Annotated in this window: 11 protein-coding genes; 2 read left to right on the top strand and 9 right to left on the bottom strand. The window is 65.7% G+C overall.

What is annotated here, in order from left to right:
* Positions 1-7: 7 nt before the first annotated feature.
* Positions 8-607 carry a twin-arginine translocation signal domain-containing protein gene (locus AC4FS3_RS14210; RefSeq protein ID WP_491021117.1) on the bottom strand — a complete coding sequence of 200 codons (600 nt, stop codon included), beginning with the start codon at positions 605-607 and terminating at the stop codon, positions 8-10.
* Between the two features lie 415 nt (positions 608-1,022).
* On the opposite strand from AC4FS3_RS14210, the gene selD reads away from it, so the two are divergent.
* Entirely contained in the window at positions 1,023-2,084 is a 1,062-nt protein-coding gene (gene selD, locus AC4FS3_RS14205; RefSeq protein ID WP_491021116.1) for a selenide, water dikinase SelD, read from the top strand.
* A 43-nt stretch (positions 2,085-2,127) separates the two neighbouring features.
* Here the strand turns inward: selD and AC4FS3_RS14200 are convergent, their stop codons facing one another.
* From AC4FS3_RS14200 to AC4FS3_RS14170, 7 genes are all read right to left on the bottom strand, one after another.
* Positions 2,128-3,099, bottom strand: coding sequence for a TRAP transporter substrate-binding protein (locus AC4FS3_RS14200; RefSeq protein ID WP_491021115.1), 972 nt, complete (start codon positions 3,097-3,099; stop codon positions 2,128-2,130).
* A 1-nt stretch (position 3,100) separates the two neighbouring features.
* Positions 3,101-4,369, bottom strand: a complete 1,269-nt coding sequence (locus AC4FS3_RS14195; protein ID WP_491021114.1) for a TRAP transporter large permease — start codon at positions 4,367-4,369, stop codon at positions 3,101-3,103.
* Entirely contained in the window at positions 4,366-4,941 is a 576-nt protein-coding gene (locus tag AC4FS3_RS14190) for a TRAP transporter small permease (protein ID WP_491021113.1), read from the bottom strand. Before AC4FS3_RS14190 ends, AC4FS3_RS14195 begins: the two co-directional genes overlap by 4 nt.
* Positions 4,938-5,762 (bottom strand): ABC transporter ATP-binding protein, encoded by an 825-nt coding sequence (locus tag AC4FS3_RS14185; RefSeq protein WP_491021112.1) that lies wholly within the window; start codon positions 5,760-5,762, stop codon positions 4,938-4,940. Before AC4FS3_RS14185 ends, AC4FS3_RS14190 begins: the two co-directional genes overlap by 4 nt.
* Positions 5,759-6,799, bottom strand: a complete 1,041-nt coding sequence (locus AC4FS3_RS14180) for a FecCD family ABC transporter permease (protein ID WP_491021111.1) — start codon at positions 6,797-6,799, stop codon at positions 5,759-5,761. Before AC4FS3_RS14180 ends, AC4FS3_RS14185 begins: the two co-directional genes overlap by 4 nt.
* 6 nt (positions 6,800-6,805) lie before the next feature.
* The gene (locus tag AC4FS3_RS14175; RefSeq protein WP_491021110.1) at positions 6,806-7,906 is read right to left on the bottom strand and encodes an ABC transporter substrate-binding protein; all 1,101 of its coding nucleotides are present in this window, start codon (positions 7,904-7,906) and stop codon (positions 6,806-6,808) included.
* Positions 7,907-8,029: 123 nt separating this feature from the next.
* Positions 8,030-9,466, bottom strand: coding sequence for an ATP-binding protein (locus AC4FS3_RS14170; protein WP_491021109.1), 1,437 nt, complete (start codon positions 9,464-9,466; stop codon positions 8,030-8,032).
* 400 nt (positions 9,467-9,866) lie between these two features.
* Between AC4FS3_RS14170 and AC4FS3_RS14165 the strand changes: the two genes are divergently transcribed.
* Positions 9,867-10,718 (top strand): alpha/beta hydrolase, encoded by an 852-nt coding sequence (locus AC4FS3_RS14165; RefSeq protein WP_283178374.1) that lies wholly within the window; start codon positions 9,867-9,869, stop codon positions 10,716-10,718.
* 27 nt (positions 10,719-10,745) lie between these two features.
* Here the strand turns inward: AC4FS3_RS14165 and AC4FS3_RS14160 are convergent, their stop codons facing one another.
* Complete coding sequence (locus tag AC4FS3_RS14160; protein ID WP_491021108.1) at positions 10,746-12,956, bottom strand: amino acid adenylation domain-containing protein; 2,211 nt, start codon at positions 12,954-12,956, stop codon at positions 10,746-10,748.
* Positions 12,957-13,092: the final 136 nt, after the last annotated feature.

Below are 13,092 nucleotides of genomic sequence, written 5' to 3'. Positions count from 1 at the left end.
GGCCGTGTCAGACGCGCGCCTGGTTGTCGAAACCTACAATGCCCAGCGAGCGGACCACTTTCCAGGTCGCCCAGGCCGTTTCATTGGTGGTGGCCGAGGCTGCCAGATAGCCGGTGGTGGTCAGACGGTTGACCTGGACGCCATCGGCATTCTTCTCGATCAGGTTCGCATCACGGTCGTCTTTGACGGCGCGGGCGATTTTGTCGAAGGCCTCATCCCAGGAGATTTCCTCGAATCTGTCCGAGCCGGGGCGGCGGAGGCGCGGATGGGTCAGGCGGGTCTCGGCCTTGACGTAATCCTTAAGCGCCGCACCTTTGGGGCAGAGCGTGCCCTTGTTGGTCGGGTGGTCGGCATCGCCTTCGATATGGATCAGCTCGGCTTTTTCGCCGGCGGCCAGATCCCCTTTGGAATACATGATGACGCCGCAGGCGACCGAGCAATAGGTGCAGATATTGCGGGTTTCGGTCATGGTGGCCAGCTTGAAATCGCGCACATGCGCGGCCTCTGCTGCCTCGGCCTCATGGAAGCCCATGGCTGCCAGAGACGTTGCTGCCACCCCCGCCCCTGACAGCTTGATAAAGCTGCGGCGCGAAAGGTCGATATTCATGTGACCCCTCCTTTTACTACCTGTCTGCGCTTGTGCCTGGCGGGCAGGGTGCCGGCCGGATCCGCGCGCGATGGGTTGCTTCAATCACGTCATAGATAAGACAAATGGTCCGGTCTAAGATCAGGGAAGTCAAGGAAAACACGTTATTTCCTGGTGTACATAACGATTGGCGCGCCGGTCAGATGACCTGAAAAACCGGTTTCTGGCAGGTTTCGGGGCCAGTCTTTCAAGGTGAAATGGCAGGGCTGGCCGCCTTGTCCTTTCCGCATACTTGCCCCGGCGGAGCGGGACTGGCAAAGTCAGGATGCGGCCGGGATACGGGGGTGTTTTGCAGCCCCGGTACCGGCGATGGGGCGTATGCCGCGCCCATTGAGGGGCCTGTCCGGAGGTCCGCCCAGATTGAGAGGTGACAGCCATGACCCAGATGCAGACCCCGCAGCCCGAACCGCGCCTGACCTCGCTGTCCCATGGCGGTGGGTGTGGCTGCAAGATCGCGCCCGGGGTGCTTTCGGGGATCCTGCGCGGCACCTCTGCACTGCCGGTGCCCGAGGCGCTGCTTGTGGGCATCGAGACCTCGGATGATGCGGCGGTCTATCAGCTGAACGAGCATCAGGCGATCGTCGCGACCACCGATTTCTTCATGCCGATCGTCGATGATCCGGTGGATTTCGGGCGGATCGCGGCGACCAATGCGATCTCGGATGTCTATGCGATGGGGGCGACGCCGATCTTTGCGCTGGCCCTGGTGGGGATGCCGATCAATGTGCTCTCGGTCGAGACCATCGGCCGGATCCTTGAGGGAGGATCACAGGCCTGCCGGGCGGCGGGGATCCCGATCGCTGGCGGCCATACGATTGACTCGGTCGAGGCGATTTACGGGCTGGTGGCTCTGGGTGTCGTCGATCCGGCGCATGTGAAGAAGAATGCGCTTGCGCAGGCCGGCGATGTGCTGGTTTTCGGCAAGCCGCTGGGTGTGGGCGTCTATTCGGCGGCGCTGAAGAAGGAAAAGCTGAGCGCTGCGGGCTATGCGCAGATGATCGCGACGACGACGAAGCTGAACACGCCGGGGCCGCGGCTCGCGCGGCTGGCGGGGGTTCATGCGATGACCGATGTGACCGGCTTCGGGCTTGGGGGCCATGGGCTTGAGATGTCGCGCGGCGCGGGGAAGGGGATCCGCATCGACTGGGCCTCGGTGCCGGTCCTGACGGATGCGGTGGCTTTGGCGGAAGCCGGGTTCATCACCGGTGCCTCAGGGCGGAACTGGGCGAGCTATGGCGCCGAGATCGCCTTCGCGCGGGAAATGTCGAAGGTGGATCAGGCGCTGCTGACCGATCCGCAGACTTCGGGCGGGTTGCTGGTTGCATGCGCGCCGGAGGCGGTGGCCGAGGTCTTGCGGATCTTCCGGGAAGAGGGTTTCGAGGCGGTGGCAGTGATTGGCGAGGTTGGCGATGGCGCCCCCGGGCTGACCATCGCCTGACTATCCTGCCAGATTGAAAGCCCCGCCATGGCGGGGCTTGAGCCTATTCTCTGATCGCTTTGGCTTCCGTTTCCAGCTGGATCAGCAGCGGCGTTTTTTCCCGCCAGGCCTCGTACCAGCCCGTCACCGCATCGCCGAAGATCTCTGGCCCGGGTTTTACGACATTGGCGCCGGCCTCAATGAGCTTCGCGCGGTAATCGGCGTCGATCTGCGGATAGACGGCGCGGATCTGTGCGGTCTCGGCGGCAACGAGCCGGGTGATCACGGCGCGGTCTTCTTCGCTGTAGCTTTTCCATTTCCGCGCCGAGGCGACAGCAACCATCGGGAAGATCATATGTTCGGTATCCAGCACCACGGCGGAATAGTCGTGGAAGCGGTTGTTGAACGTGCCCTCGAAATCAAGCTGCATGCCGTCGATCTGGCCATTCGTATAGGCGTCGAACAGGTCCGGCAGCGGCAGGGGCGTGGGGGCGGCGCCGGCACGGGTCCAGAAGTCGAGCTCCTGCGCCAGCGGCACGGTGCGGATCTTGCGGCCTGCGACCGTGCCGCCGTCTTCCAGCGGTCTGGCGAGCAGGACGATCCGCATTCCCGCCATGCCATATCCCAGCCCGTGCAGGCCGAGGGCTGCGAGATTGTCCTGCAGTCCGGTGGCGGTCGGGCCTTCGAGCAATGTCGCGGCCTGTTCGGCGGTATCGACCAGGAAAGGCGCGGTCAGAATGCCGAAATTCCCGTCGCGATTGCTCAGCTCTCCGACCGTCAGGAAGGCAAGATCCAGCGCGCCCGATTGCAGCTGTTGCAGCATCTGCGCCTCATTGCCGAGCTGGCCCGAGGGGAAGATCGCGAGGTTCAGACGGCCATCGGTTGCGGTGTTAAGTTCCCCAGCGAGGTGATTGGCCGAGCGGGTCCATTGATGCGGCGGCGGCGTGATCAGGCCGATGCGCAGGTCTTCGGCCCCGGCGGGGCTTGCGAGGGCGAAAAGCGCAAGGGCGAGGGGTGTCGGGCGCAGGAATGCCATATCAGCCTCCGGTCATGGTGGATTGCAGCGCGGTGATCACGGTCAGCCCGCCGAGAACCGCAAGGGTCGCGATGAAGAAAGGGGTGAGAAGCCAGGAGAGGCGCGTGGAGGACACGCCGGTCATCAGGGAGGCCGTGTAAAGCCCGGCGCCCACCGGCGGGGTCAGCAGGCCAAGCGCCATGTTGAGGCAAAGGATCACACCGAATGCGGTGGGCGAGATGCCATAGACATCGGTTGCGACCGGCAGCAGCACCGGCGCGGTGAGGATGATGCCGGGGATCGGCTCCAGCACGGTGCCCAGCAAAAGCAGCAGGATATTCAGCAGGATCAGGAACATCAGCGGCGAATGGGCGAGGTCCTGGATCAGACGCGCGGCCTCGGCGGGCAGATTGCCATAGGTCAGCACCCAGCCGATGATCTGCGCGCCGGCCACCAGAAACAGCACCGCGCCCGAGGTGACGGCAGTGCGCACCAGCGCCGGGGCAAGGTCCGGGATCCGCATCTCGCGGTAAAGAAACAGCCCGATCAGCACCGTGGCCAGCGAGGCCAGTGCCGCCGATTGCGTCGGCGTGGCAAAACCGCCGAGGATCGAGCCGACCACCACGCCGGGGATGATCAGCGCGGGCAGCGCGTCGCGCAGGGCGATGAGGCGGGCATTCAGCGCCATCCGGCCGGTTTTCGGCAGGTTGAACCGCCAGCCGAGCCAGGCGATCACGGCGGCGAAACTCGCGGCCAGCGCGAGGCCGGGCAAAAGGCTCGCGCGAAACAGCTGGTCGACCGGCAGCTGCGCCACGGCGGCAAAGACGATCAGGTTCATCGAAGGCGGCAGCACCGGCGCCAGCAGGCCTCCGGCGGCGGTGACAGAGGCCGATACATCTTTCGGATAGCCGCCGCGCTCCATCTCGGGGACGGCAAGGCGCGACATGATCGTGAGCTGCGCCACGGTCGATCCGAGCACCGAGGCCATCATCAGGTTCGCCAGCAGATTGATATAGGCGAGACCTGCGCGCAGCGGCCAGATCAGCGCAGCCGCCAGCGCGAAAAGACGGCGCCCGATGCCGCCCGCGCCCATCAGCTCGCCCAGCAGGATGAAGAGGGGCAGCGTCAGCAGCGAATAGCTCTCGATCCCGGCGAAGAGCTGTTGCGGAAAGCCGGTCAGAAGAACCTCATTCCCGGAAGCCTCAATCAGGATCAGCGTGGTCGCGACCAGCAGAAAGGCAATCGGCGCGCCCATCAGCAACAGGACGGTGAAAGACAGACCCGCGATCATGGCAGCTCTCTCAGCGTGGTCAGGTCAGCGGCAATCTGCGCCAGGACATGCAGGATCGAGGTCAGCGTGGTGACCGGCATCACCAGCCAGAACCAGATTTTCCGCACCCCCAGCGTCTGGGTCGGGTCGGTATAGATGAAGCTGAAGGTCTCCTGCGCCAGCGCGGCGCCCGATCCGGCGCGGATCAGGCCCGGCAGATCCAGCCAGCGCCAGATGATCACCGCCATCACGATCAGAAAAACCAGCAGCGCCAGATCATTGACCAGCGCGAGACGGGCGCGGTTCTTCGGGCTCAGCGCCTCGGGCAAAAGCCCGACCGTCATATGCTGGCCTAGCGCAATCGCCATCGAGGCGCCGAGAAAGGCGAGGCAGACCATCAGATGCACGGCAAATTCATCGGTCCAGGCCAGCGGACGGCGCAGCCAGCCCGAGGCGGCGCCCGCGACCAGCGCCAGAAAGATCAGCGCGACCAGCAGGGCGCCGATCCCTTTTTCCAGACGCAGGACCATCCTGCTGAGCCGTGCGAGACCACCCGCCCGGCGCGGGGGCAGGCTGAGGGGGATTTCGGTCATCTTCTGCGCCCGTCCCCTGCAGTTTCACCGGGAGGCCCTCCCGGACTTTTCGCCGGAATCTCGCCATCGATCTGCACCATCAGATGACCCTGGCTGCAGCGCTCGACCCGGGCGATGACGCCGTAAACCTCCGCCAGCATGGCGGGGGTCACGACTTCGGCGGGCGGGCCAAAGGCGTAAAGGCCGCCTTTGTGCAAGATCGCGATCCGGTCCGACCAGCGCGCCGCCAGCGCGAGGTCATGCAGCACGGTCAGCACGATCCGGCCTTCGGCTGCGATGCGGCGCACCTCGGATAAAAGCCGTACCTGACGCGCGAGGTCGAGCGCCGAGGTCGGCTCATCCAGCAGCAAAAGGCGCGGAGCACGCACGATGGCTTGCGCAAGGCTCACCATCTGGCGCTGCCCGCCCGACAGCTGATCCAGCCCCGCCAGCGCGAGATGGTCGATCCCGAGGCGCAACAGCACCGCCATAGCGCGGGTCTCGGGCGGCTCGGTCACGGCGCGTTCGCCACTGGCGCGGAGCGCGGTGATCACGGTTTCCAGCACATTGAGCGAGGCGCCCGAGGGCAGGCTTTGCGGCATGAAGCCCACGATTTTTGCCCGGGCAGGGGCGCTCAGCTGCGCGAGGTCCTGACCGTCCAGCGCGATCTGGCCTGTGAAAGGTGCAAGGCCGGCAATCGCCTTCAGCAGCGTCGATTTTCCGGCAGCGTTCGGTCCGGCAAGGGTCGTGACCTCGCCCGACCGCAGATCAGGCAGGCTCAGCCCCGCAATCACACGGCGGCGGCCATAGCCCGTGGAAACATCGTGCAGCACCAGCCTCATCGCGCAGACCTCCCGCGCAGGATCAGCCAGAAGAAGACCGGCAGGCCGATCAGTGAGGTCACAAGCCCCACGGGCAGCAACGTGCCGGTGATCAGCAGTTTCGAGAGCGTCGAGGCGGCGGACATCAGAAGTGCGCCGGTGAAAATGCTGGCGGGCAGCAGGAAACGGTGATCCTCGCCCACCAGCATCCGCGCGATATGCGGGCCGGCAAGGCCGATGAACCCGATCACGCCCACCATGGAAACGGCGGTGGCGGCCAGCAGGCTCACGCGGAGTAGCGCCCAGCGGCGCAGCGCCGTGACATCGACGCCGAAACCGCGCGCCTGTTCCTCGCCGAGCCGCAAGGCGGTCAGCTTCCAGGACGCCAGCAGCGCGAAGGGCACAGTCACGGCGATGACCAGCGCAAGGATCGTGACCGAGCCCCAGTTGACGGCCTGGAGGCTGCCCATGGTCCAGATCACCAGCTGTTGCAGATCCTCAGCCGAGGCGACGAATTGCAGCAAGGACAGAAAGGCGGCGGCGGTGAAATTCAGCGCGATCCCGAACAGGATCAGCACTTCCGGCCCGCCGCCCCGCAGCCGCCCCATCAGTTGCAAAAGCCCAAGCGCCCCCAGCGAGAACAGGAAGGCGTTCGCAGTGATCCCCCAGGCGGGCGGCAGGAAAGGGATCGTCAGCCCCAGAACAATGGCCACCCCGGCGCCAAGCGCTGCGGCAGCGGAAACCCCCAGCGTGAAGGGCTCGGCCAGGGGGTTTTCCAGCACCGTCTGCATCTCTGCCCCCGCGAGCGCCAGGGCGGCTCCGACAAGCAGCGCCATGACGGCCACGGGCAGGCGCACCTGCCAGACAATCACCGATGTGCCGCGCGGCACCTCGCCCCCGCTCAGTGCCCGGATCGTCTCAGACAAAGGCAGGCCCGAAGGGCCGGTGGTCAGATCAACCAGCACGGCGATCAGCGCGAAAACGGCCATCGCCCCCACAAGGGCGGCGCGGCGGCGGTTTTGCCGGTGATAGCGGTCGAGAAGTGCGGAGCCGGACATGCTGGATCAGGTTTCTTCCGAAATCCACCAGGTGCCTGGCACCTGAACCGGCGAGAAACGGGTCTCGATTTCGTTCAGCGTCGCGGCGGGGTCGACATCCTCGAACAGATCCGGGTGGAAGGCTTTTGCGAGATATTCGATCAGCGCGATATGGCCCGGCGTGTCGTTGAAGAGATGCCAGACCCCGTAAGCGCGGCCTTCGGCCACGGCGGTCAGCGCGTTGAACCCGGTGGCGCCAATCAGCGCGTCGAAGCTTTCGCGCGCCTCTGGCGCGGTGATATCCGACCCCAGCACCAGGCCGCCGCGCGCCCGCATGTGATCGCCGCCGGTTGCGACATAGAACTCAGGATCGGCGCCGATCAGAAATTCGAGACTGACATTCCCGAGCACCCCCTGCACCACGTCAGACCCGATATTCGCGCCACCCGCCGTCTCGATGAAATCGCGAAACACCCCTGATCCAACGGTCGAACAGCAATTCGTGGGCGCGGCATGGACATGGAAGAAGACGCGTGGCCGTCTGATCGCAGGATCCGCGAGCCGGTCGCGGATCCGCTTTAGCCGGGTCTCGTAGAATTCGGCGAACTCTTCCGCCCGGGCGGTGCCATCGGTCAGCTCGCCCAAAAGCCGCAGCGACGGGATCGAGTTTTCCTGCGGATGCGCGAAGAAATCGACATAGGCGACGGCGATACCGGCAGCCTCGATCTGGTCACGGGCGCGCTCCATCGCCGGATTGCCTTCGTCCATCAGCGAAAGCACCACCAGATCGGGATCAAGCGAGATGATCGTCTCGACCGAGATTTCGCGATTGCCGGTGCCGACCGGGCGGATCGCGTCAATCGCGGGGAATTTCGCACGATATGCGGCCAGTGTCGGCTCATCGAGCCCCTTATCGGTGCGCCAGCCGATCACTTTCGCCACCGGATCGTCATGGAGGAGGCCCAGCACCGCCAAATGCCGCCCTTCGCCCAATACGATCCTGGTCGCGGGGGCCTCAAGCACAACCTCGCGCCCGAGGATATCGGTGGCGCGGATCTCGGCCAGTGCTGGCTGTGCCAGCGCTGTCAGCAGCGCAGCGGTCAGGGAAAGCGGGCGGAAGCGGATCATCTGGGTACCTCTGGCACCGGACATCTCTGGCATCGGGGCGCGATGCCTGTGACGGTCGGCTTTCTTACGAGGACAGGGGCGGTGATCCGCCCCCGTCGCAGAGCGGTCGCGGCAGCGGGCCGCTTAATCGGCTTTCGGTCTGATCCGCCAGATGCGGTCGCCGCTGTCATCATCCTGGCCGCGCGATTTGTTCACCGCCCAGACGGTGCCCTCGGCATCGGCGACCAGTTCATTGGGCAGGCTGCCGGCGTCGAAATTGGCCACGACCTGGCCTTCGGTATCGACCACGGTGATGGTGCCCGCGCCCCGGTTTCCGACGAAAGCCAGCTTCGATTTCGGCTCATAGGTCACGTAAAGCGCCCCGGCCCCGGTTTCGACATCATGCAGCACCGAGCCATCGGCGCCGTTCACGATCAGCAGGTTATCGGTGGTTTGCGAGGCCACAAACACCAGGTCATCCGCCGCATCATAAGCCACCGAAGCCGCGCCGATCGAGCCCGGCAGCGGCGTCACCCGGATCTCGCCGGTTCTGGTATCGATCACCGCAAGCTCCGGCGTCGCGTTCGAGGCGGCGAACAGCTTGCCGGTTTCAGCGTCGAAATGGATGACCTGGGTGCCAAAGCTCTCGCCGCGCAGCTGCGAGGGAATCGTGTAAGGCGCGAGCTTTTCGAGCTTTTTCGAATCGATCACCTCGATCACCGGCGAGCGCGCCGAAGAGATGTAGATACGGCCCGCGCCCTCATCGACCTGAACCGAGAACGGATGTGCGATGAAATCCGGCTCGAACTGTTTCACCAGCGAGAGGTCATCGGCGCTGTAGACGGCGATGGTGTTCTGCCGGGTATTGGTGGTCCAGAGCCGGCCCGCCGCTTCGTCAAGGCCCAGCCCGTAAACCGCGTAAAGCGCGGGGCGGCCATCCTCATCCACTGCCGGGGCCGCGCCGCCCTCGGGCGCAGGTTCTGCACCGGGCGTGATCTGTTCGATCACTTTCAGCGTGTCGGGATCGACCTTGGACAATGCCGAGTCTTTCACCGGCGGACGGCCTACCGCCGAGGTGACATAGAACACATGCCGTGACGGGCTATAGGCCAGCTGATAAAGGCCACGCGTCACCGGCGCGCTGGTAATGTCGAACTTATCGGCACCCTCAATCGCAAGGTCCGGCGAGATCTTCAGATCCACCACTGTCGCGGCTGATGGCTTCTCGGCAATCACCAGGATCGGCTGCAGGCCGGTCACGGCATTGGCGTCCAGCTTGAGATCAAATCGGAATTTTCCGTCATCGCCGACGCGGATCGGCCCGCCTTCATTCAGGACAGTATTGCCGCGCATCAGCGTGATTTCCTGGCCCGGGATCATCCGCTCGCCGGTGATCGACACTGCCGATCCCGCAACCACGGCCGCGCCCTGATCCACCGCACCGGCACGCACCACGCCAGGGAAGCCGTCGGTTGTGGCCGAAAAGATGGTTTCGGCGCTCAGCGGGCCCGCCATCACGGCAAAGGCCAGGGCAGAGGCGCCAAGAATGCCGCGAAAGCGGTGCAGCGGGGGGAATGCCATATTGGTCTCCTCGATATCATGCTGGATCGGCTCAGAAATGGTCCCTGGCGGGTCTGGCGCGGGAAGGGGGCTGTGGGGCGGCGGCCACCGGGCCGGACGCAGGATCTGAAGCGGGTGGTGTTCCGGGTGTCGTCATCAGGGCTGCAATCGGTCAGGCAATAATCGGTCAGACAGGAGACAATCGGTCAGACAGGATACCGGGCCACGAAATTGTTGCCGCGCCCCCATCCGGTCTGACGCCGGTCTTCCGGTGCAGCAGTATATTCTTGAGAGGGATTGTCAACTAATTCGCCCGGGGCTAACTGGCAGAGGATGATGCGCCCGACTATGTGGCTGCCGCGGTTATCGGCGGCCTTTATGGCGATATTGCTGTTTTTTCCGCTGCCAGAGGAAGAATACCATGTCTGTGAACGGCAAGACCGGCCCCGATCATGCCCGAAAACCGGCAGAGCTGAAGATCATGGATGCCGATCTGCCCAGCCACAGCCTGTCGCAAAAAACCGTGAAGACCGGGCCGGGCCACCGGCTTTATCTCGCGGTCCCGAAGGGCATGGCGCCGGCGGCGGGCTGGCCGGTGCTGTATATGCTCGACGGCAATGCGGCCTTTGATTTCCTGACGGAAGACCATCTGGCGCTGGTGCCCGGGCTGATGCTGGTGGGGGTGGGGTATGATACCGACCGCCAGTTCTCGCGCGAGCGCCGGACGCTGGATTTCACCGCGCCGGACTTTACGGCGACGGACGGGCCGGGGGACGGGATCCGGCCGGATCATGTCCATGAGGGGCGGATGGCAGGGGGCGCGGCGCAGTTTCTCGACCGGCTGACCGGCGATCTGCGTCTGGCGGCGGAAGATGGCCTGCCGGTCGACCCCGCGCGCCGCAGCCTCTGGGGCCATTCCTTCGGCGGGCTCTTCACGCTTTACGCGGCGCTGACGCGGCCTTCGGCTTTTGCACGCTATGCCGCGATCAGCCCGTCGATCTGGTGGGATGAGGATCTGATCCGCCGGGTTGCGGCGGGGGCAGCAAAGCTCGACACCCCTCCGGCGCTGATGATGGCACTGGGCGATAAGGAAAAGCGCAGCGGCGCCTCTGGCCCGCCGCCCGACGGGCCCGCGCCTGCGACGATGGATTTCGTGAAGGGCCTCGCCGAACATCCCGGTTTCGCGCCGGAAATCCATGTTCTGCCCGATCACGCGCATATCCAGACCATCGCGGGATCGTTGCCGCTCGCGCTGCCTTTCGCACTGGGCTGAAGCGAATGGGCTGAAGCGGAGGGGCGGTCAGCCCATCCGTTTTGCCAGTTCCGGTGCGATCAGGGCAACTGCGGCGGGCGAGATCATCTCCGAATGCAGGAACGGGACTTCCAGTATTTCTGTCTGGCCGACATAGGGCGCCCAGAGCGCGGCGGTGAGATCGCGCCCGGCATGATCGCGCCCGGCATGATCGCGCCCGGCGCGGATATGGGTGATCTTGCCCGCGAACTGCCGCTGCTGATGGCTGCGCACCAGACGATTGGTATCCGTCACCAGCCGCACGACACCATTGAGCACCTCTTCGGGCAGGGCGCCCATGGCGCTGTCTCCGGCGCGCAGGAACGCGACCACCTTGTCCCGGCTGTCGAGGTCACGATGCGCCTCGGGGTCATGCCCGGCAATTGCCAGCAGCGCCCTGAGTGCGGCCGCCGGATCGGGTTCCGGCTCGTCGCGCCAGACATCGGTCGGATAGCTGTCGAGCAGCGCCACGAGCCCGGGCTCACGGCCCGTTCGCGCCAGCTCCACCGCCATTTCCTGGGCGATGATGCCGCCCACAGACCATCCCGCAAGGTGGATCGGGCCTTCGGGCTGTGCCTGCGCCACCAGCGCCGCGTAATCCGCCGCCAGGGCCCCGAGGTTGTCGGGCAGCGGCTGCGCCGGATCAAGCCCCGGATGCTGTACCGCATAGACCGCGCGCTCTGGCGCAAGCGCACGGGCGAGGGCGCGATAGCCCCAGCCAAGCCCGCCTGCGGGATGGATCAGGAACAGAGGCGCTTTGTCGGGGTTGCCCTGCGCCAGCCGGATCAGTGACCTGAGCCCGTCATCGGTCGGTCCAGCCGCGTCGAGCGTTGCCGCCAGCATATCAAGGACCGGCGCGCCGAAAATCGTGCCAAGCCCAGGCGCGCGCCCGGTCTCTTCCTCAATCCGCAGCGCGAGGCGCACGGCCGACAGGCTGTCGCCGCCAAGCGCGAAGAAATCGGCCTCGGCCGGGGCTGGGGCGTCGAGATGCAGGACCTCGGCATAGAGCCGGGCGAGAAGGCGCTCGGCCCCGGTCCCGGCCGCGCGGCCCGAGGCGGTGAATTCGGGCGCGGGCAGTGCTTTGCGGTCAAGCTTGCCGTTCGATGTGACGGGAAGAGCGTTCAGCGCGATCTCGGCCGCAGGCACCATGTAAGCGGGCAGGCGGGCTGCGAGCAAAGGCGCGAGCCTGCCCGGCCGGTAGTCTGCCGCCGTGCCGGTCTCTGACGCCAGCTCGGGCACAAGATAGGCCACGAGGCGCTTTTCCCCGGCGCGGTCTTCGCGCGCCAGCACCACGCATTCGCGTGCAAGACCGGTCGCCATGATCGCGGCCTCGATCTCGCCCAGTTCGATCCTGAGACCCCGGATCTTGACCTGGTGATCCGAACGCCCGAGATAGACAACCGCCCCATCAGCCCGGGTTTTCGCAACATCTCCGGTGGCATAGAGCCGCTGGCCGGGGTGGCGCGGGTCTTCGATGAATCGCTCGGCTGTCAGATCCGGGCGGCCAAGATAGCCGCGCGCCAGCTGCACGCCGCCGAGGTAAAGATTGCCGGGCATCCCGGCAGGCACCGGGCGCAGGTATTCATCCAGCACCGGCAAAGAGGTGTTCCAGACCGGCCAGCCAATCGGCAGCGGATTGGACTGGTCCTCTGGCGTTGCGGGCCAGAAGGAAACATCGACCGCAGCCTCGGTCGGCCCGTAAAGATTGTGCAATTCGCCGGTGATGCGGCGGTGAAAGCGCGCGCGCTGATCGGCGGTGAGCTCTTCGCCGGAACAGAAGGTGCGGCGGATGGCGAGGCCCTCTGAGGCGGGTGCGGCAAGGAAGGCCGAGAGCATCGAGGGCACGAAATGCAGCGTGGTGATCCGGTGGTCGCGGATCAGCCGGGCGATTTCCGACGGGTCGCGATGGGCACCAGGGGGCGCCATGACCAGTTCGGCACCTGAAATATAGGGAAGGATGAACTCCCAGACCGAGACGTCGAATGTTGCAGGGGTCTTTTGCAGGATGCGGTCGCCGGGGCCGATGCCATAGTGATCACGCATCCAGAGCAGGCGGTTCACGATGGCGCGGTGTTCGATCATCACACCTTTCGGCTCGCCGGTGGAGCCGGAGGTGTAGATGACATAGGCGAGGCTGTCACCTGAGGCGGCGGGTGCCGGAGTTTCGGAGAGCGCGGGTGAGAGGGTTGCGGCACCAAAATGGACCGCTGTTTCCAGCACGTTTTCAGTGCTGGCCGGGCCGCCTTTGGCCCGTGGCGCTGCGGCCTGAGGGCCTGGCGCGGGGGGGGGCAGGGGGGGGGGGGGGGGGGGGGGGGGGGGGGGGGGGGGGGGGGGGGGGGGGGGGGGGGGGGGGGGG

It is taken from the genome of Pseudogemmobacter sp. TB195 (assembly GCF_058313095.1).
This window is presented reverse-complemented; position numbering and strand designations above follow the sequence as displayed.

What these genes read in the sequence shown, in the direction of transcription:
- AC4FS3_RS14195 (WP_491021114.1), bottom strand. Translation starts at nt 4,369, where the DNA reads ATGATCGCGGGTCTGTCTTTCACCGTCCTGTTGCTGATGGGCGCGCCG.
- AC4FS3_RS14165 (WP_283178374.1), top strand. Translation starts at nt 9,867, where the DNA reads ATGTCTGTGAACGGCAAGACCGGCCCCGATCATGCCCGAAAACCGGCA.
- AC4FS3_RS14180 (WP_491021111.1), bottom strand. Translation starts at nt 6,799, where the DNA reads ATGTCCGGCTCCGCACTTCTCGACCGCTATCACCGGCAAAACCGCCGC.
- AC4FS3_RS14170 (WP_491021109.1), bottom strand. Translation starts at nt 9,466, where the DNA reads ATGGCATTCCCCCCGCTGCACCGCTTTCGCGGCATTCTTGGCGCCTCT.
- selD (WP_491021116.1), top strand. Translation starts at nt 1,023, where the DNA reads ATGACCCAGATGCAGACCCCGCAGCCCGAACCGCGCCTGACCTCGCTG.
- AC4FS3_RS14210 (WP_491021117.1), bottom strand. Translation starts at nt 607, where the DNA reads ATGAATATCGACCTTTCGCGCCGCAGCTTTATCAAGCTGTCAGGGGCG.
- AC4FS3_RS14190 (WP_491021113.1), bottom strand. Translation starts at nt 4,941, where the DNA reads ATGACCGAAATCCCCCTCAGCCTGCCCCCGCGCCGGGCGGGTGGTCTC.
- AC4FS3_RS14175 (WP_491021110.1), bottom strand. Translation starts at nt 7,906, where the DNA reads ATGATCCGCTTCCGCCCGCTTTCCCTGACCGCTGCGCTGCTGACAGCG.
- AC4FS3_RS14200 (WP_491021115.1), bottom strand. Translation starts at nt 3,099, where the DNA reads ATGGCATTCCTGCGCCCGACACCCCTCGCCCTTGCGCTTTTCGCCCTC.
- AC4FS3_RS14185 (WP_491021112.1), bottom strand. Translation starts at nt 5,762, where the DNA reads ATGAGGCTGGTGCTGCACGATGTTTCCACGGGCTATGGCCGCCGCCGT.